We start from the raw sequence: 19,464 nt of genomic DNA, 5'->3' as shown, positions 1-19,464 counted from the left end.
CGACTTCGGCCGCGCCGAGGCCGATGGCGGCGTCGACGAGATCACCCGCGACTGCTTCCTCGAGGCGATGGACGGCTCGCTCGAGGCCATCGGCTTCCGCACCGAGGCGGGCCTGGACGGCGTCGAGGCGCGCGGAACGCTGTGGGGCGGCAACCTGGCGGTGCTGTGCTCGCTGCTGGGCACGCCGCACTTCCCGAAGATCAAGGGCGGCATCCTCTTCCTGGAGGACGTCAACGAGCATCCCTACCGCGTCGAGCGCATGCTGCTGCAACTCTGGCAGGCGGGCGTGCTGGACGCGCAGAAGGCGGTGATCCTGGGCAGCTTCAGCGGCTGGAAGAAGTCGCCGCTGGATCGCGGTTACTCGATGAAGAGCTGCGTGCAGGCGCTGCGCGAGCGCGTCAAGGTGCCTGTCCTCACCGGGCTGCCCTTCGGCCATGTGCCGACCAAGGTGTGCCTGCCCGTGGGCGCGAAGGCCGAGATGATGGTCGAGGGCCGCGACGTGATCGTGGCCTGGGGCCATGTCGGCCACGCCCACGATCACCACGGCCACGATCACGACCACCCCGGTCACGAGCACTGACCGACGTCACGGGTGCCGCGCGAGCGGGGCCGCTATGATCCGCCCCGGCAGCGGCCGGCCTCCACGAGGGGCGCGGCCTTGGCAACAATCTGGCAATGCCGCATCCCCAGGATGCGGCGTTTGCTTTTGGGAAGGATGACGATGTCGTCGGGGCTGTGGAACGCGTCGCTGCACGCGGCTGAGGGCTGGCGTGCGGCGTGGGCCCGGTTCGTGGCGATCCGCCGCCTGGGCGGCGCGGGGGCGATGGCGGCGGCGGTGTGTGCCGCGTCGCTGCTGGCCGCGTGCAACAACAGTCCCTATCCGGCCGCGCGGCCAAGGACAACACGCTCTACCTGTCCTTCGACGAGCGCTCGCCGCGCTACCTGGATCCGACCGCGTCCTACACCGCGCCCGAGTCGGTCTACACCTACCAGATCACCGAGCCGCTCTACGGCTACCACTACCTGAAGCGGCCCTACACGCTGATCCCGCGCGTCGCGGCGGCGGTGGTCAAGCCGTACTACCTGGATGCGCAGGGCCGGCGCCTGCCCGAGGACGCGCCCGCGGACCAGATCGCGCAGAGCGTCTACGACGTGCCCATCCGGCCCGGTGTCCTGTACGCGCCCAGCCCCGCATTCGCCAAGGACGAGCAGGGCCACTACCGCTACCACCACCTCACGGCGAAAGAGCTCGGCGACAAGCGCTCGCCCTGGCAGTTCGAGCACCAGGGCACGCGGGAGCTCGAGGCCGCGGACTTCGTCTACGCGCTCAAGCGCCACGCGACCACCCGCATCGAGGCGCCGATCTTCGGCCTGTTCTCCGAGCACGTGCTCGGCCTGAAGGCCTACGGCGCGCTGATCCGCGAGGAGAACGCGAAGCTGCTCAAGGGCCTGCCGGAGAGCACGCCCGACAAGCCCTTCCTGGACTTCCGCAAGTGGCCGCTGGAAGGCGCCGAGGCGGTGGACAAGCACCTGCTGCGCGTGCGCATCAAGGGCAAGTACCCGCAGTGGTCCTACTGGATGTCGACGACCTTCATGGCGCCGATCCCCTGGGAGGTGGACCTGTTCTACGCCCAGCCCGGCATGGCCGAGCACGGCCTGTCCTGGAACCAGTGGCCGGTGGGCACCGGGCCTTACATGATGACGACCTACGAGCAGGATCGCCGTCATGTGATGTCGCGTAATCCGAATTACCGCAAGGACGATCTCTACCCCTGCGAGGGCATGCCCGACGACGGTCCCGCGGGCCGCCTGGCCGACTGCGGCAAGCCCATGCCCTTCATCGACAAGATCGTCGCCACGCTGATCAAGGAGCGGGTGCCGCGCAAGGAGATGTTCAAGCAGGGCTACCTGGACCTCCCCGACCTGGAACGCGGCGACTGGGGCGTCGAGTTCTACGCCGACGCCAGCGACTCCGCCGAGACCGACGCCTTCTTCCGCCAGCGCGGCTTCGCCTTCCCGCGCTCGACCGATCCCAACAACTGGTACCTGGGCTTCAACATGCTCGATCCGGTGATCGGCAAGGGCGGGACGCCGGAGGAAGAGGAGCGCCACCGCAAGCTGCGCCAGGCGCTGTCGATCGCGATCGACTGGGAGGAGGGCTACGGCCGCATCTTCAAGAACCGCGGCGGCGTGACGGCCTACGGACCGGTGCCGCCGGGCGTGTTCGGTTCGCGCGAGGCGCAGCCGGGCTTCTTCAATCCGGTCACGCACCGGCTGGTCAATGGCAAGGTCGAGCGCCGTCCGCTCGAGGACGCGAAGCAGCTGCTGGCCGAGGCCGGCTACCCCGATGGCCGCGACGCGAAGACCGGTCAGCCGCTGTTGCTCAACTACGACTTCATGCGCACCGTCACGCCCGAGGTGAAGGCCGAGAACGACTGGCTGGTGAAGCAGTTCGCCAAGCTGGGCATCCAGCTCGACGTGCGCGCCACCGACTACAACCAGTTCCAGGAGAAGCTGCGCCAGGGCAAGCACCAGGTCTTCTGGTGGGGCTGGTTCGCGGACTATCCGGATGCCGAGAACTTCCTGTTCCTGCTCTACGGGCCCAACAGCAAGTCGCTGCATGAGGGCGAGAACTCGGGCAACTACGAGAACGTCGAGTACGACCGCCTGTTCAAGCAGGTGCAGGTGCTCGACGATGGTCCGGAGAAGCAGCAGGTGATCGACCGCATGGTGGCGATCGTGCAGCAGGACGCGCCTTGGGCCTTCGGCTACTGGGCCTGGACCGGGCAGGCGTATCAGAGCTGGGTGCACAACGGCAAACCCAGCATCGTGATCCGCGATCCGGTGCGCTACTACCGCATCGATCCGCAAGAGCGCGCCCAGCGCCAGGGCGAATGGAACCGACCGGTCTGGTGGCCGCTGCTGGTGCTGGTGGTGGGCTTCGCCGCCATCGTCTGGATGACGCGCCGCAGCTTCCGCAAGCGCGAAACCGCGACCGCGCGCGGCACCGCCGCGCCGCTGGCCGCCAACGACGCCCTGAGCGCCGCCCGGGGAGCCGACTGATGTTCAAGTACCTGACTCGTCGCCTGGCCTACGGGCTGGCCATCCTGGTCGGCGTCAACCTGCTGACCTTCTTCCTGTTCTTCACCGTCAACACGCCGGACGACATGGCGCGGCTGAACATCGGCGGCAAGCGCGTCTCGCAGGAACAGATCGACAAGTGGAAGGCCGAGCGCGGCTACGACAAGCCGCTGTACTGGGACGCCTCGCGCAGCGGCACCGCGCAGCTGACCCACACGGTGTTCTGGGAGCGCTCGGTCTCGCTGATGCTGCTGGAGTTCGGCCGCTCCGACGCGCGCCAGGCCGTCGACATCGGCCACGAGATCAAGACCCGCATGGGCGTGAGCCTGCAGCTGGCGGTGCCGATCTTCGTGCTGCAGCTGATCGTGAGCGTCGCCTTCGCGCTGCTGCTGACCTTCTTCCGCAACTCGCGCATCGACTTCTGGGGCGTCGTGCTGTGCGTGCTGATGCTGTCGATCTCCAGCCTCTTCTACATCATCGTCGGGCAGTTCTTCTTCTCGCGGGTGCTGCGCCTGGTGCCGATCAACGGCTACGAGCCGGGGCTGGACGCGCTCAAGTTCCTGGCGCTGCCGATCGCGCTGTCGCTGCTGTCGCGGCTGGGCGGCGAGGCCCGCCTGTACCGCGCGATGCTGCTCGAAGAGGTCGGCAAGGACTATGTCCGCACCGCCCGCGCCAAGGGCCTGTCCGAGCCGGTCGTGCTGATGCGCCATGTGCTGCGCAACGCGCTGATCCCGATCATCACCAGCGCGGGCGCCTACCTGCCTTACGTCTTCCTGGGCAGCCTGGTGTTCGAGAGCTTCTTCGGCATCCCGGGCCTAGGCGCCTTCGTCATCGACGCGATCACCGGCCAGGACTTCGCCATCGTGCGCACCATGGTGTTCCTCGGCGCGCTGCTCTACATCGCGAGCAACGCGCTGATCGACGTGGTCTACACCTGGGTCGACCCGCGCGTGCGGCTGACCTGACGCGGCCTCGCGCCGATCCGACAAGAGATTCGACATGGGATTCAAGGTCGTCATCCTCTGGACCGACGTGGCGCTGTGGGCAATGTTCGCGGCGCTGGTGTTCTACATCGCGCGGCTGATCCGGCGCCCGCATCTGCGCGCCAACTGGCAGCGCGTGCTGCGCGATCCGGCCGCGCTCAGCGCTGGCGTGGTGCTGGCGCTGTTCCTGGGCCTCACGGCGCTGGACAGCCTGCACTTCCGGCGCGCGCTGGCCGACAGCCCGGCCGGCCAGCAGTTCTACGAGACCCGCACCGAATCGGTCCTGGACCTGCTGCTGGCGCGCCAGATCGAGATGCGCGAGACCAGCTACTCGGCGCCGCTGGCCTACCAGGGCTTCACGCTGGACAGCGTCGCCCACGGCAGCGAGATCGTGCGCGAGTTCCCGCGACTGGCCTTCGGCGGCGCGCATTTGAAGGATCCGGCGCGCGACTGGTCCGGCGACGTGACGCGGCGCGCGCTGACCGGCCTGGCGCTGGGCGCGCTGGCATCAGTGCTGATCGCAATGGCGATGGCGGCGGCGCTGGCGCCGCATCATGGCGGCCTCCGCCAGGGCCTGAAGGACCTGCTGGCCGACCGCACGCACTACCCGTGGCGCGCGGCACTCGGGACGCTGTCGGTCATCGCGCTGCTGGCGGGACCGACGATCGCGCTGATGGGCCACTACCACGTCTTCGGCACCGACCAGACCGGCAACGACGTGCTCTACCAGGCGCTCAAAAGCATCCGCACCGCCTTCGTGATCGGCGCGCTGTCGACGCTGGCGACGCTGCCCTTCGCGCTGGTGCTGGGCATCCTGGCCGGCTACTTGAAGGGCTGGGTGGACGAGGCGATCCAGTACTTCTACACGGTGCTGACCTCGGTCCCGAATGTGCTGCTGATCGCGGCCTGCGTGCTGATGGTGCAGGTCTTCCTGGACAAGCACCCGGAGGCCTTCGAGACCGGCGCCGAACGCGCCGACCTCAAGATCTTCCTGCTCTGCGTGATCCTGGGCGTGACGGGCTGGGCGACGCTGTGCCGGCTGGTGCGCGGTGAGACGCTCAAGCTGCGCGAGGCCGATTTCGTGCAGGCCGCGACCGCCTTCGGCGTGCGCGACACGACGATCATGGTCCGCCACATCGTGCCCAACGTGATGCACCTGGTGCTGATCTCGCTGGTGCTCAACTTCTCCGACCTCATCCTCTACGAGGCGGTGCTGACCTACGTCGGCGTGGGTGTGGACCCGGGCATGAACAGCTTCGGCGGCATGATCAACCTGGCACGCTCCGAGATGAGCCGCGACCCGGTGGTGTGGTGGAGCTTCGTCGCAGCCTTCGGCTTCATGGTCAGCCTGGTGCTGGCGGCCAACCTGTTCGCCGACGGCGTGCGCGATGCCTTCGACCCGCGCGCCCGCAAGCTGCGGCCGCAGGTGCTGTCGCTCAAGAAGAAGAACGCCCAGGCCTGAGGAACGCCAGATGCTGAAGATCGACGACCTCCACGTCCACCTGGACGCCGACGCCGGCCTGGTGCGCGCCATCGATGGCATGCGGCTGACGCTGGCGCAAGGCCAGACCTTCGCGCTGGTGGGCGAGTCCGGCTGCGGCAAGAGCATGACGGCGCTGGCGCTGATGCGGCTGCTGCCGGACAACGGGCGCATCGCCGCCGGCCGGCTCGAGCTCGATGGCCAGGACCTGTTCGACCTGAGCGAAGCCCGCATGCGCGACGTGCGCGGCGGACGCATCGGGATGATCTTCCAGGAGCCGGGGACCAGCCTGAATCCGGTGATGAAGGTCGGCGACCAGATCGTCGAGGCGATCGAGGCCCACACGCCGCTGCGCGGCGCGGCCGCGCGCCAGAAGGCGGTGGACTGGCTGCGCCGCGTGGGCATCCCCGAACCCGAGCGCCGCATCGACGAGTACCCGTTCCGGCTGTCCGGCGGCCAGAAGCAGCGGATCATGATCGCGATGACGCTGGCGGCCGAGCCGGACTTCCTCATCGCCGACGAGCCGACCACCGCGCTTGACGTCACCATCCAGGCGCAGATCCTGGACCTGCTCAAGGACCTGCAGCGCGAGCGCGGGCTGGGCCTGCTGCTGATCACCCACGATCTCGGCGTGGTGTCGGGGATGGCGCACCAGGTGGCGCTGATGTACGCCGGGCAGATCGTCGAGGTGGCGTCGGCTGCGGAGTTCTTCTCGGCGCCTAAACATCCTTATGCGCGCTTGCTGCTGCGCGCACTGCCGGACGCGCAGCGCCGCGGGGAGCCGCTGGCCGCCATCCCGGGGACCGTGCCGCCGTTGTGGCAGACCTTCTCAGGCTGCCGCTTCGCGCCGCGCTGCGATCGCGCCATGGCCCATTGCGCGTCGACCCAGCCGGTGCTTGCCGGACTGGCCGATGGGGCTGTGGGGCATGAAGTGCGGTGTCTGCTTTATGCCGATGCCACGGGGGGGCGTGGCGGGAGGATCTGGCGACGTGGCGAGAGGATCTGGGGACGTGGCAGATCGGGAGATCGCCGTCGGCACCGGTGCCCCTCTCCGCTCAGACGCCTCCGCACGCTCGGCATTCGCTCCGAGGGGCACCGGCGCCGACGGCTTCGCGCAGTCGCCATCGCAGCCCCCCATGCAGTCGACCGAGCAGTCGACCGTGCAGTCGCCTCGGTTGCTGCTCGAGGTGAAGGACCTGACCGTGCGGTATCCGATGGGGCGCGGGTTCTTTGGGGGGACGAAGCGCTGGTTTGACGCCGTCGGCGGGGTCTCCTACTCGATCGAGGCCGGCAAGACCCTGGCCCTCGTCGGCGAGTCCGGCTGCGGCAAGACCACCTCCGGCAAGGCCATCGTCCAGCTGCTTCGGCGCGTGGCGGTGATCGGGGGGGAGGCCTTGCTGCATCCGCCGGTCGCGCCGGTCGACGCCGCAGGGCAGGGCGGGGCGCCCCAGGATCTGTTCCAGCTCGACGGCGACGCGCTCCGGGAGGCGCGCCGGCAGGTGCAGATCATCTTCCAGGATCCGTTCGCGTCGTTGAATCCGCGGCTGCGCGTGCAGGAAGTCCTCGAGGAAGGCCTGCTGGCGCTGCGGCCCGAACTCGATGCGCCGGCACGCCTGGCGCTGCTGCACGAGCTGCTGGACCAGGTCGGCCTGCGCCGCGACGCGCTGGCCCGCTTCCCGCATGAGTTCTCCGGCGGCCAGCGCCAACGCATCGCCATCGCCCGCGCGCTGGCGGTGGAGCCGCGCCTGATCGTCTGCGACGAACCCACCTCGGCGCTGGACGTGTCGGTCCAGGCGCAGATCCTGAACCTGCTGCGCGAACTCCAGCGCAGCCGCGGACTCTCCTACCTGTTCATCACCCACAACATCGGCGTCGTCGAGTACATCGCCGACGAGGTCGCGGTGATGCAGGCCGGCCGCATCGTGGAATCGGGCAGCTGCGACACCGTGCTCGGGCAGCCGCGCGAAGGGTACACCCGCACGCTGCTCGCGGCGGTGCCGCGCGTGGAACGTCGCACGGTCGCCTGACCGCCTCCTTCAGCACGGCGTTCGAGCCGTTTCCTTTCCTCGAAGGGCCGCTCAGCGGCCCTTTTTCATGTCCGCTGCGCGACGCGGAGGTGGCCTCGGCGCCTGGGCACCGTGATGGTGCCGAGCGGACTCTGGAGGCGGTGGGGCGAGGATGACCGGCAGGAGGCTTGGCCGTTTAGCGCCGTACTTCTGTGCGCACGGGCGATTGGCGGCTGAAGAACTGGCCTGAATGCGCACTTTTGGTGCGAAATCACCGCTTATTTGGGCTGGAAACCCTGCTCAAGGGCGTCAGCCGCGCGTCGCGCCGCAGCAACGGGAGTCGCATTCCGCACTTGGGTGTTTACCCGCGATTTCTGGGTGTAAAGCGGCCGGGGCCCTCCCGCTTAGGGTGATCACGGGGGGGGGCTTTGCGAACCGGACAAGAAACTGGCCCGGCCCTAAGCCGGGAACACCGCTCGGAGGGCAGGCCGAGATCCCGGCCGCCCGTGTTCCCGGCAACACAACAACCTGTGTTTCTGGTTAAGGAGTCTTCATGTTCAAACGCAAGAGCATCAACCTTGCCGCGCTGCTCGCGCTCGGCGCCGCGGCCTTGCCCGCGGTCGCGCAAAACACCCAACTCGACCGCGTGGAGATCACCGGCTCGTCCATCAAGCGCATCGACGCCGAAACCTCGCTGCCGGTCAGCGTGATCAGCCGTGACTCGATCAACAAGTCCGGCGCTTCCAACGTCCAGGAACTGGTCGACCGCCTGAGCTACAACAACGGCGGCGGCCTGGCGCTGGGCCAGTCGATCGGTGACGGCTCCGCCAACGGTCAGGTCGGCGCATCGCTGCGCGGCCTGGGCCGCGGCCGCACGCTGGTGCTGCTGAATGGCCGGCGCCTGCCGGTCTATCCGTTCTCCGGCCAGGGCGTCGATCTGAACGCCATCCCCCTGGCCGCGATCGAACGCGTCGAAGTGCTGCGCGACGGCGCTTCCGCGACCTACGGCTCGGACGCCATCGGCGGCGTGATGAACTTCATCACCCGCAAGGACTTCCAGGGCGGCGACATCTCGGTCGGCCTGGAGCTGCCCAAGACGGTCGGCGACGTGTTCTCGTTCTCCGCCGGCGGCGGCGTGGGCGACCTGTCCAAGGACAAGTGGAACCTGCTGGCCACCATCAACTACCAGAAGTACGACCCGATCCGCGCGGCCGACCGCTCCTATGCGTCCACCGGCAACCGGCCCGACCTGGGCGTGGTGAAGGACTCGGGCAATACCTTCCCGGCCAACACCTTCATCGCCACGACCGGCCAGTACGTGCCCGGCGCGGCGAACTTCCCGACCTGCCGTCGCCCGGATTCCTATCCCGGCGCCAACAACTGCCGTTACGACTACACCCATTACATCGACCTGGTGCCCGAGCAGGACCGCTACGGCGCGCTGGTGAAGGGCACGGTGCAGGCCGCCCCCGACCATCAGCTGTTCGCTGAAGTCGCCTACAGCCGCAACGAGATCATCCTGGGCTCCTCGCAGACGCCTTCGACGACCACGGGCAAGGACGACTACCTGTATCCCGCCGGCGGCAAGTACTACCCGACCGCCGCGGTCGACGCCGTGCTGCCCGGCTACCGGGGCGACCTGGTGCTGGCCTGGCGGATGGTCGACGGCGGCCAGCGCAAGACCAAGGTGACCAACCAGGTGCTGCGCACCGTGGCCGGCGCCGAGGGCACCTTCGGTGGCTTCGACTACAAGGCCGCCTTCGTCTATGCCGAGGGCAAGGCCCGCGACGACTTCGTCAGCGGCAACTTCTCCGACACCCGCCTGGTGCAGGCACTGCGCACCGGCCTGATCAACCCCTGGGGCCCGAACGACGCCGCCGGCCTGGCCGCGCTCAAGAGCGCCGAGCTCTCCGGCAACAACCGCGACTCCAAGACCAGCAACACCGGCGGCGACTTCACGCTGTCGCGCGAGCTGTTCAACGTCGGCGCCGGCAACCTGGGTGTCGCCTTCGGTGGCGAGTTCCGCAAGGAAAAGTATCTGGACGGCTACTCCGAGCTGGCCGGTTCCGGCGACGTGGTGGGCGGCTCCGGCACGGCCGGCCGCGTCAGCGCGAACCGTGACGTGAGCGGCGTGTTCGGTGAAGCGAACTTCCCGGTCCTCAAGTCGCTGGAAATCAACGCCGCCGTCCGCTACGACAAGTACAGCAGCACCAACGGCGGCTCGCGCGACGGCACGTTCTCCACCAAGGACCTGCAGGCCACCAGCCCGAAGCTGTCGGTCAAGTTCACCCCGATGACGGGCCTGCTGTTCCGCGCGTCGGCGGGCAAGGGCTTCCGCGCCCCGGCGCTGGACAACCTGTTCGCGCCCTCGTCGTTCACGAACTCGGGCGGCAACTTCACCGACCCCAACTACGACCGCATCCGCGGTTGCGCGGCGTTCCCCAACACCAACTACTGCGACACGCAGCTGACGGTGCAGAACAACAGCAACCTGAACCTGGAGCCGGAGAAGTCCAAGACCTTCACCGCCGGCATGGTGTTCGAGATGATCAAGGACACCACGATCAGCGTCGATTACTTCGACATGAAGATCACCAACGGCCTGCGCTTCCTGTCGGGTGACGACATCATGCGCGACTGGGAAAAGCACCGCGTTCCGGGCACCTTCACCAGCACGTCGATCTTCGCGGACCGCCTGGTCGTCGATCCGGCCACCGGCTACCTGAACTACGTGCGCGCCTCGTGGGAGAACGTGGGCAAGCTGCGCACCGCCGGCTTCGACTTCAGCGCCCGCGCCCGCCTGCGTACCGAGTTCGGCACCTTCACCCCGGGCTGGGAAGCGACGCTGCTGACCAAGAGCGAGGAAAGCATCGTCGGCACCGGCACCACCCGCGACAACCTGGGCAAGTACAACCTGGGCGGCCCGGTGGTCAAGCTGAAGCAGACCTTCACGCTGGACTGGGACAAGGACAAGTGGGGCGCTTCGATCCGCTACTTCCGCCAGAACGGCTACGAGGACTACGACGAGGTTCGCCACGTCAAGGCCTATGACCTGTTCGACGTGCAAGGGCAGTTCCGCGGCATCAAGGGCGTGACCATCACGGCCGGCATCCGCAACCTGTTCGACAAGAAACCGCCGACGACCAACCAGGAAGACTACTTCCAGGTCGGTTTCGACCCGACCTATGCAGCGGTCCAGCAGCGCACCTTCTACGTGCGCGGCAACTACCGCTTCTAAGGGCGGAGCCGTCGCTGATCTGACTTAGATTAGCGACTTCCCCTCCAACGCCGCAGGCCCTTCGGGGCCTGCGGTCATTGAGGCCGGCACGGTGCCGGCCGATCGCGGATCCGACGCCCACCATGGATTACCTGAACCCCGACCTCGACTTCGCCGCCCTGGGCCGCACCTTGCGGACCGAGGGCAGGGTGCTGATCCGGGACTTCTTCACCCCGCAGGTGGCCGAGGCCCTGGACCGGGCGCTGCAGGCGATCGACTGGGAGCTGGTCTATCGCGACGCGACCGGCGACCGCCGCCTGACCGGCGAGCAGCTGCGCTCGCTCACGCCCCAGCAGCGCATGCAGCTGACCGAAGGCATCCACGGGATCGCGCGCGAGGGCTTCCAGTTTTCGTTCTTCTCCGACTCGCTGGTCCGCGCGGTCAAGGACGGCCGCTCCGACCTGCTGGCCGCTTCATGCGCTGGATGGCGGACGACGCCTTCCTGTCGCGGATGCGCGAGCTCAGCGGTGACCCCGAAATCAATGGCGTCTTCGCCCAGGCGACGATGTACTCCCGCGGTAACTTCCTCACCACCCACGACGACCATGTCGACCGCGAGGACCGGCGGATCGCCTACGTGATCAACCTCACGCCGCGCTGGCGGCCCGACTGGGGCGGGATGCTCCACTTCACCGCGGAGGACGGATCGGTGCTCGACACCTTCTTCCCCCACTTCAATTCAATGTCGCTGTTCACTGTGCCTCAGCGACATTTCGTCTCCTACGTGCCGCCATTCGCCATGGCGGAACGCCAGGCGATCACCGGCTGGCTGATCGCGGCGTAAGCGGCACGCGGATTGCTGGGGGCTAGCGGCTGTTCGTTCCGTAACCTCTTCGCGGGTTAGCCCTAGCACCCCGAGGAAGGTGAGCAGAGGGCATACCAGTAGAATACCAGGGTAGGAGGGGTGACCCTCCGGCGACGGCGCCGCTGTAACCGCAGGTGACCCGTGCGATGGGCGATGCCCGCATGCTCGGGCAAACCCCATGGCTGGCGGCTTGCGCATGTCGTTTATGATCAAGGTCGTGAAAGGTAGCCGAAATCTGTAGTTTTCCTACGGTTTTCTGACTGATCCTTGAGACGCCCGCGGCCACAAGCTGACGGGCATTTTTGTTGAGTCGGGTTCGTATCGTGCCCTGGGTTTTCGAGTCTTCGTGTGTCCATCCTGCATTCGGCGGGTCGGCGGTCCGTGGCGCTTCGGCGGCTTGGCACCGTTCGCTTCCGTCGCTCGCACAGCCGGCAAGACAGGCGCTGCTGACCCCAGGTTGCGGCGCGAACGCCTGATCCGACCAGACGCTGTGTTGAGTCGAACTCCCCTTGTAGCTTCGATGAAAGTAATTCGCAGTTTGATGAAGGAGCGCGCATGAACTTTGCGCAGGATAAAGGCGGGTCATCGCGCCTGACGGGCTTCGGCCTCGTTGTCTTGGTCCACGTCCTGATCGTCGGCGCCCTGGCCAGCGGCCTGGCGACGAAGATCAAGGAGGCGGTGAAGGGCCCGATCGACGTCAAGGTCGTCGAGGAAAAGGTCAAGCCGCCGCCGCCGCCTGAAAAGGTCGTGCCGCCGCCCCCGGACATCAAGGCGCCGCCGCCGCCGTTCGTGCCGCCGCCCGAAGTCGTCGTGACGGCCCCGCCGCCGCCGACCCAGACGGTGGCCGTGCAGTCGACGACGCCGCCTCCGGCCCAGGAGTTCCGCCCGGCACCGCCGCCGGCCGCTCCCGCGCCGCCGGCCCCGCCGGCCCCGAAGGTGCGTTCGGCGATCGGCAGCTGCAGCAAGATGGGCAAGCCGGAGATGCCGGCGCTCAACTGGAGCGGCACCGCCAGCTACAAGGCCACGTTCACCGTCAGGGGTGGCAAGGTGGTCGAGATCTCCCTGGCGACCCTGCGTGGCGCCAGCGACCGCAAGGCGGATCGCGCGCTCAAGAACGCGATCACCTCGACGCTGTCGGAGACCTATGAATGCGTGGACGCGGTCCTGGAACAGGAATTCGTGTTCAACATGGAATGATCCGCGGGACCGTCCGACCCGCGATCGACTGAATACGGAGCGCCCGACGCGCTCCGGACCCCTCAACCTGAGTTCAAGACTTTTTGCGTAGGAGCTAACTCCATGATCTCTCGTCTGTCTGCCTTGTTTGCGGCCGTCGCCTGCGCCGCGACCCTGGCCGTCTCCCCGCTGGCCGCCCAAGCGCAGGACCAGGCTGCCTCGGCCGCCGCCTCCGCCGCTGAAGCCACTCCCGCTCCTGCCGACATCGCTCCCGCCGCCGTCGCCGAACCGGCCGCCGCCAAGCCGGTCGACAACCCCTACAGCCTGGGCAACATCGTCGCCCACGGCAACGTGGTCGACCAGGCCGTGCTGGCCATCCTGGCCATCATGTCCATGGGTTCCTGGTACATCCTGTTCACGAAGCTCTGGGACACCTCCAAGATCGCCCGTGAAGCCAAGGAAGTCCGCGCCTCGTTCTTCAAGAAGGCTTCCCTGCAGGAAGGCCTGAAGAGCCTGAGCGAGACCGGCGCGTTCCGCTTCATCGCCCAGACCGGCGTGGAAGCTTCGGAACACCACGAAGGCGCGCTGACCGAGAACATCGACCACAACACCTGGGTCACGATGAACATCGACCGCGCCGTGCAGGAAGTGAACTCGCGCCTGCAAGGCGGCCTGGGCTTCCTGGCCACCGTCGGCTCGACCAGCCCCTTCATCGGCCTGTTCGGTACCGTGTGGGGCATCCTGCAGGCGCTGACCCAGATCGGCGTGGCCGGTCAGGCTTCGATCGACAAGGTCGCCGGCCCCGTGGGCGCCGCGCTGATCATGACCGCCATCGGTCTGGGCGTGGCCGTTCCGGCCGTGCTGGGCTACAACTGGCTGGTCAACCGCAACAAGTCGGTCATGGGCCAGGTCCGTGCCTTCGCTGCTGACCTGCACGGCGTCCTGATGGGCAGCCGCAAGGTCGCCGGCCGCTAATCCACAGCAGTCCCGGAGACGCAATATGGGGATGAACGTAGGTTCGTCCGGTGGCGACGACGAGGTGGTCTCGACCATCAACACCACGCCCCTGGTGGACGTGATGCTGGTGCTCCTGATCATCTTCCTGATCACCGTGCCGGTGGTGACGCAATCGGTGGGGGTGACCCTGCCGAAGGAGACGAACGTCGTCCGCGTCACCAAGCCGGAGAACATCGAAATCGCGGTGACCAAGGATGGCGACATCTACTGGGGCGTGCAGCCGATTCCGGATACGGAAACGCTGGTGGCGCGCCTGAAGAAGGTGGCGGTTCTGAATCCTCAGCCGGAAGTCCACATCCGTGGCGACGAGAAATCGCGCTACGAGAACGTGGGCAAGGTGATGGTCGCGTGCCAGCGCGCGGGCATCATGTCCATCAAGTTCGTCACCGAGCCGCCGGCTCGTGGTGGCTGAAGGAGCTGAAGAATGGGTATGAATGTCGGAAGCTCCGGTGGTGGTGACGATCCCGAAACCATGCTGGACGTCAACACGACGCCGCTGATCGACGTGATGCTGGTGCTGCTGGTGATGCTGATCATCACCATCCCGATCCAGCTGCATTCGGTCAACCTGGACATGCCGCCGCCCAACAACCAGACGCCGCCGACCGAGCCGATCGTCCACGAAGTGGCGATCGACTTCGACGGCACCGTGTTCTGGGACGGCGCGGCCGTGCCGAACCACGCGGCGCTCGAGGCCAAGATGGCCGAGATCGCGGCGATTCCGGATCAACCGGAAGTGCACATCAAGCCGAACAAGCTGGCCGAGTACGGTTATGTCGCCAACGTGATGGCGTCGGCGCAGCGCCTGGGCGTCAAGAAGATGGCGATGGTCGGGAACGAGCAGTTCCTGAACTGAGACCGGATGCCTGTCTGATTGGTGTCTGACCAGAACGCGCTGCCCGCGAGGGTGGCGCGTTTTTCTTCGTAGGAGAGCAAGCGAATGAAACTCAAACTGCTGGCAACCGCCGCCGTGGGCGCCGCCGCGCTGGTGCTGGGCACGACGCCCGAAGGCAGCCTGAGCGTCCTGTCCCAGGCCGCCGCGCAGGTGCGCCCGCAAGTCGGCGGCGCGCTCAAGGCCGCGTCCGACCTGCTCAAGGCGGGTAAGGCGCAGGAAGCGATGGCCAAGATCCGCGAGGCCGAGGCCGTTCCCGGCCGCAACGCCGACGAGAACGCGACGCTGGAAGGCCTGCGCCTGTCCGCCGCCTCGCGCCTGGGCGATGCCGACGGCATGGCCAAGGCCTATGACGCGCTGAGCGCCGCCGGCAAGATGCCCGCGGCCAACAAGCTGCTGACGATGGAAGCCATCGCCGGCACCTACCTCCGCGCGGGCAATGGCGCCAAGGCGCTGGAGTGGGTCAACAAGTACAACGCCGCCGGTGGCAACAGCCCGACGATGAAGCAGATCCAGAGCGCCGCGCAGCTGCGTTCCGGTGATGTGACGACGGTGCTGAAGGACACGCTGGCCGAGATCGCCGCCGACGAGAAGGCCGGTCGCACGCCGTCGCAGGACAAGCTCAACACCGCGCTGTGGGCCGCCAACAAGAAGGGCGACGGCGCCACCGAGTCGGCGCTGATCCAGAAGCTGCTGAACTACTACCCGACGCAGAAGCTGTGGGCGCAGTCGCTGGGCACGCTGCAGAGCAAGAAGGGCTTCGCCGCCGGCCGCTACCAGGTCGACGTGCTGCGCCTGCGCCTGGTGACCGACAACATGCAGGGCGCCAACGACTACATGGAGCTGGCCCAGCTGGCGGGCGCGGCGGGTTATCCGGACGAAGGCAAGAAGGTGCTGGACAAGGGCTTCGCCGCCGGCGTCCTGAAGCCGACCGACGACAACGGCCGTCCGAAGCGACTGGCCGACCTGCTGGACAAGCGGATCGCCGAAGCCAAGGCCAGCGCCGCCGCCGCCGAGACGGCCGCCCGCGGCGCCCGTGAAGGCGACGAGCTGGTGAAGGTCGGTTTCGCGCAGGTGCAGCGCGGCCAGGCCGCCGCCGGCATCAAGCTGATGGAGGAAGGCATCGCCAAGGGCAACCTGAAGCGTCCGGACGATGCCAAGCTCTACCTGGGCCTGGCGCAGTTCCTGGCCGGCGACAAGGCCAAGGCGCAAGCGACCTGGCGCACCGTCAAGGGCACCGACGGCTCGGCCGACCTGGCCGGCCTGTGGTCGGTGTACGCGCGCAGCGCGAAGCACTGATCGCGACAGACTGCCCGGCGCCCCTCGCGGCGCCGGTCAAACGCCAAGAAGCGCCGACGGCAACGTCGGCGCTTTTTTCATGGACGCTCGCCCGCCCGGAGTGATCAGGACGATCGCGCGTCCTTGCCGGCGGGAGGGGCAGGGGGCGCGCCGGCGGGGGCGTAGGCCCTGAGGAAGACGTCCACCGCGCGTCGCGCGGCCCGCTTGATCTGGAGCCGGCTCGGCGGCGGAAGATCGCGGTGGAACCACCGGTGGTAGTGCTCCGCGTTGACCAGCGCGCCGAAGTACTGCGCCAGGAGGCCGGGGTCCTCGCGGCGCAGCTCGCCCAGTTCCACCGCCTGCCGGAACATCTCCGTCATGACCGCCATGCCTCGCTGCGGGCCGACCTCGTAGAACATGCGGCCGATGTCCGAATGGCCGGCCGCGCCCAGCACCATGCGGTGCGCCGACACCGATTCGTCGCTGGTCAGGAACGCCGTCAGCTTCTCGGCAAAGCGGGTGAGCCTGGCCTCGAGGTCGCCGCCGCGGTACTCCGCGATCTCCGCCAGCGCCGTGGCCATGTGCCGGTCGCCGGCCGCCTCGGTCACCGCGAGGAACAGCTCTTCCTTCGACGCGAAGTAGCCATAGATCGTCGACTTCGATCCGCCGATGCGCTTGACGATCTCGGCCATCGATGCGCGCTCGTAGCCGAACTCCAGGAACACCTGCGAGGCCACTTCGAGGATGGCCTCGCGGCGCGCTTCAGTGCGGACTTTCACGACATCTCCTTAACCGTACCAATCGGTCCATTTTTTCTTGACACCCGGGAACTGTCAATCCAATAATCCGCGCCAATACCGAACCGTTCGGTACGTTTTAGAAATGACCAAGACTGCTCGACCCGGAGGTCCGCCATGAGCATCCGCCACGATCCCTTCCCGCCCACGGCGCTGCTGGCCGCTGTCGCGGCACTGGCCCTCGCTGCCTGCGGCGAGCCGCCGCATCCGCCCAACATGGGCGGCAACGGCACGCCGCAGGTCGCTGTCACGACTGTGAAGCCGCAGCGCCTGGCGCTGACGACCGAGTTGCCGGGTCGGGTCACGGCGGCGCTCGTCGCCGAGGTGCGACCGCAGGTCGGCGGGCTGGTGCAGGAGCGCCGCTTCAAGGAGGGCAGCGAGGTCAAGGCCGGCGAACTGCTGTACCAGATCGATCCGGCGACCTATCGCGCCAGCGTCGACAACGCGCAGGCCACGCTCGCCAAGGCCGAGGCGACGCTGGTGTCGGCGCGGCTGAAGGCCGGCCGCTACCACGAGCTGTCCGCGATCAAGGCCGTGAGCCAGCAGGAGGCCGACGATGCCGCCGCCAGCCTGCTGCAGGCCGAGGCCGACGTCGGCGCCGCGCGCGCCACGCTGCAGACGCAGCGAATCAACCTGGCCTACACCCGCATCACCGCGCCGATCAGCGGGCGCATCGGCCGCTCCACGGTGACGCCGGGCGCGCTGGTCACCGCCAACCAAGCCGCCGCGATGGCGACGGTGCAGCAGCTCGATCCCATCTACGTCGACGTGACGCAATCCAGCGGCACGCTGCTGGCGCTCAAGCGCTCGCTGGAGAACGGCCGGCTCAAGAGCGGCACGGCCGCCGTGCGGCTGGTGCTCGAGGACGGCAGCGTCTATCCGCAGGCCGGCAAGCTGCAGTTCTCCGAGGTGACGGTGGACCAGAACACCAGCGCCGTGACGCTGCGGGCCGAGTTCCCGAATCCGCGCGGCGACCTGCTGCCCGGCATGTACGCGAAGGCGGTGATCGAGGAGGGCGTGATCGACCAGGCCGTGCTGGTGCCGCAACCGGCGGTCAGTCGCGACAGCACCGGCAAGCCGGTGGCCTTCGTCGTGGACGGCGACGGCAAGCTCGCGCAGCGCGCGCTGACGACGGAGCGGGCCATCGGCGACCAGTGGCTGGTCGGCAGCGGCCTGAAGGCGGGCGACCGGCTCGTCGTCGAGGGCCAGCAGAAGGCGCGGCCGGGACAGCCGGTCGAGGTCAAGGCGGCGGCCGCGCCGTCCGTGCCCGTCGCCGTGAAGACCGCCGCGGCCAGCGCCGCGACCGCGCATTGAGCATCGGACGGAGACCCTCATGGCTCGCTTCTTCATCGACCGTCCGATCTTCGCCTGGGTCCTGGCCATCATCACGATGCTGGCCGGCACCGTGGCGGTGCTGACCCTGCCGATCGCGCAATACCCCACCATCGCCCCGCCCGCCATCGCCATCACGGCCAACTATCCCGGCGCCTCCTCCAAAACCCTGGAGGACACCGTCACGCAGGTCATCGAGCAGAAGATGAAGGGACTGGACCGCCTGTCCTACATCGCCTCGACCAGCGAATCGACCGGCAGCGTGACCATCACCCTGACCTTCGAGACGGGCACCAATCCCGACACCGCGCAGGTGCAGGTCCAGAACAAGCTGGCGCTGGCGACCCCGCTGCTGCCGCAGGAGGTCCAGCAGCAGGGCGTGCAGGTCGCCAAGTCGGCCAACAACTTCCTGAATGTGCTGGCCTTCATCTCGGAGGACGGCCGGCTCAACGGGTCCGACCTGTCGGACTACGTCGCGGCCAACGTGCAGGACCCGATCAGCCGCGTGGAAGGCGTGGGTGACACGACGCTGTTCGGCTCGCAATATGCGATGCGCATCTGGCTGGACCCGGGCAAGCTCAACAGCTTCAAGCTGACGCCGCTGGATGTGAAGGCCGCGGTGCAGGCGCAGAACGCGCAGGTCTCGGCCGGCCAGCTCGGCGGCCTGCCGGCGGTGCCGAGCCAGCAGCTCAACGCCACCATCACCGCGCAGACGCGGCTGAAGACGGCCGAGGAGTTCGAGGCCATCCTGCTGCGCACGCAGGCGGACGGCTCGGCGGTGCGGCTGCGCGACGTGGCGCGCGTCGAGCTGGGCAGCGAGAGCTACGCCACGGTCGCGCACTTCAACGGCAAGCCGGCGGCGGGCCTGGCGATCAAGCTGGCGACCGGCGCGAACGCGCTCGACACGGTCAAGGGCATCGATGCGAAGCTCGACGAGCTCAGCAAGTTCTTCCCGCCCGGCGTCAAGGTGATCAAGCCCTACGACACGACGCCGTTCGTGCGCATCTCCATCGAGGAGGTGATCAAGACGCTGATCGAGGCCGTGGTGCTGGTCTTCCTGGTGATGTACCTGTTCCTGCAGAACTTCCGCGCCACGCTGATCCCGACGATCGCGGTGCCGGTGGTGCTGATGGGCACCTTCGGCGTGCTGGCGGTGTTCGGCTACTCGCTCAACACGCTGACGATGCTGGCGATGGTGCTGGCCATCGGCCTGCTGGTCGACGACGCGATCGTCGTCGTCGAGAACGTCGAGCGCGTGATGAGCGAGGAAGGCCTGTCGCCGCTGGAGGCGACGCGCAAGTCGATGGGACAGATCACCGGCGCGCTGGTCGGCGTGGCGC

14 protein-coding genes and 3 pseudogenes are annotated in these 19,464 nt (G+C 67.8%); 15 read left to right on the top strand and 2 right to left on the bottom strand.

The window, feature by feature from the left end; genetic code table 11:
• A pseudogene (locus FUT87_RS03290) lies at positions 1-580 on the top strand (LD-carboxypeptidase); the annotation flags it as partial.
• Positions 581-612: 32 nt separating this feature from the next.
• Here FUT87_RS03290 and FUT87_RS29815 read toward each other — a convergent pair.
• A complete protein-coding gene (locus FUT87_RS29815; protein ID WP_222617036.1) occupies positions 613-867 on the bottom strand; it encodes a hypothetical protein in 255 nt (84 codons plus the stop codon).
• Here FUT87_RS29815 and FUT87_RS03285 point away from each other — a divergent pair.
• The 12 genes and pseudogenes from FUT87_RS03285 (at position 824) to FUT87_RS03230 (ending at position 16,016) form a co-directional block, all read left to right on the top strand.
• Positions 824-3,063, top strand: a pseudogene (locus tag FUT87_RS03285) (ABC transporter substrate-binding protein). The gene FUT87_RS29815 and the pseudogene FUT87_RS03285 sit on opposite strands and share 44 nt — an antisense overlap.
• Positions 3,063-4,046: an ABC transporter permease gene (locus FUT87_RS03280; RefSeq protein WP_147240069.1), complete on the top strand. Its 984-nt coding sequence runs from the start codon at positions 3,063-3,065 to the stop codon at positions 4,044-4,046. Before FUT87_RS03285 ends, FUT87_RS03280 begins: the two are co-directional and overlap by 1 nt.
• Before the next feature lie 34 nt (positions 4,047-4,080).
• Complete coding sequence (locus FUT87_RS03275) at positions 4,081-5,526, top strand: ABC transporter permease (protein ID WP_147240068.1); 1,446 nt, start codon at positions 4,081-4,083, stop codon at positions 5,524-5,526.
• A gap of 10 nt (positions 5,527-5,536) precedes the next feature.
• A pseudogene (locus FUT87_RS31560) lies at positions 5,537-7,571 on the top strand (dipeptide ABC transporter ATP-binding protein); the annotation flags it as partial.
• A gap of 532 nt (positions 7,572-8,103) precedes the next feature.
• A complete protein-coding gene (locus tag FUT87_RS03260) occupies positions 8,104-10,788 on the top strand; it encodes a TonB-dependent receptor (protein ID WP_147240065.1) in 2,685 nt (894 codons plus the stop codon).
• Positions 10,789-10,910: 122 nt separating this feature from the next.
• Positions 10,911-11,408, top strand: a complete 498-nt coding sequence (locus FUT87_RS30265) for a hypothetical protein (RefSeq protein ID WP_255511638.1) — start codon at positions 10,911-10,913, stop codon at positions 11,406-11,408.
• On the top strand, positions 11,333-11,611 hold the full coding sequence (locus FUT87_RS03255; protein WP_255511636.1) for a 2OG-Fe(II) oxygenase family protein: 279 nt from the start codon (positions 11,333-11,335) through the stop codon (positions 11,609-11,611). The genes FUT87_RS30265 and FUT87_RS03255 overlap by 76 nt, the downstream gene beginning before the upstream one ends.
• Positions 11,612-12,247: 636 nt before the next feature.
• On the top strand, positions 12,248-12,829 hold the full coding sequence (locus FUT87_RS31315) for an ABC transporter substrate-binding protein (RefSeq protein ID WP_147240063.1): 582 nt from the start codon (positions 12,248-12,250) through the stop codon (positions 12,827-12,829).
• 102 nt (positions 12,830-12,931) lie between these two features.
• Positions 12,932-13,783: a MotA/TolQ/ExbB proton channel family protein gene (locus tag FUT87_RS03245; RefSeq protein ID WP_091732184.1), complete on the top strand. Its 852-nt coding sequence runs from the start codon at positions 12,932-12,934 to the stop codon at positions 13,781-13,783.
• A gap of 25 nt (positions 13,784-13,808) precedes the next feature.
• A complete protein-coding gene (locus FUT87_RS03240; protein WP_091732187.1) occupies positions 13,809-14,237 on the top strand; it encodes a biopolymer transporter ExbD in 429 nt (142 codons plus the stop codon).
• A 12-nt stretch (positions 14,238-14,249) separates the two neighbouring features.
• Positions 14,250-14,681, top strand: a complete 432-nt coding sequence (locus FUT87_RS03235) for a biopolymer transporter ExbD (RefSeq protein ID WP_175538449.1) — start codon at positions 14,250-14,252, stop codon at positions 14,679-14,681.
• An 84-nt stretch (positions 14,682-14,765) separates the two neighbouring features.
• Positions 14,766-16,016 carry a hypothetical protein gene (locus FUT87_RS03230; protein ID WP_147240062.1) on the top strand — a complete coding sequence of 417 codons (1,251 nt, stop codon included), beginning with the start codon at positions 14,766-14,768 and terminating at the stop codon, positions 16,014-16,016.
• A gap of 104 nt (positions 16,017-16,120) precedes the next feature.
• On the opposite strand, the gene FUT87_RS03225 is transcribed toward FUT87_RS03230, so the two are convergent.
• The gene (locus FUT87_RS03225; protein ID WP_147240061.1) at positions 16,121-16,774 is read right to left on the bottom strand and encodes a TetR/AcrR family transcriptional regulator; all 654 of its coding nucleotides are present in this window, start codon (positions 16,772-16,774) and stop codon (positions 16,121-16,123) included.
• A 135-nt stretch (positions 16,775-16,909) separates the two neighbouring features.
• On the opposite strand from FUT87_RS03225, the gene FUT87_RS03220 reads away from it, so the two are divergent.
• Positions 16,910-18,106: an efflux RND transporter periplasmic adaptor subunit gene (locus tag FUT87_RS03220; RefSeq protein WP_147240060.1), complete on the top strand. Its 1,197-nt coding sequence runs from the start codon at positions 16,910-16,912 to the stop codon at positions 18,104-18,106.
• A gap of 19 nt (positions 18,107-18,125) precedes the next feature.
• A partial coding sequence (locus FUT87_RS03215; RefSeq protein ID WP_186830333.1) for an efflux RND transporter permease subunit occupies positions 18,126-19,464 on the top strand: 1,339 nt, incomplete at its 3' end.

The sequence above is a fragment of the Mitsuaria sp. TWR114 genome (genome assembly GCF_007997345.1).
The sequence above is the reverse complement of the archived record's forward strand: the minus strand, read 5'-3'. Positions and strand labels throughout refer to the sequence as shown.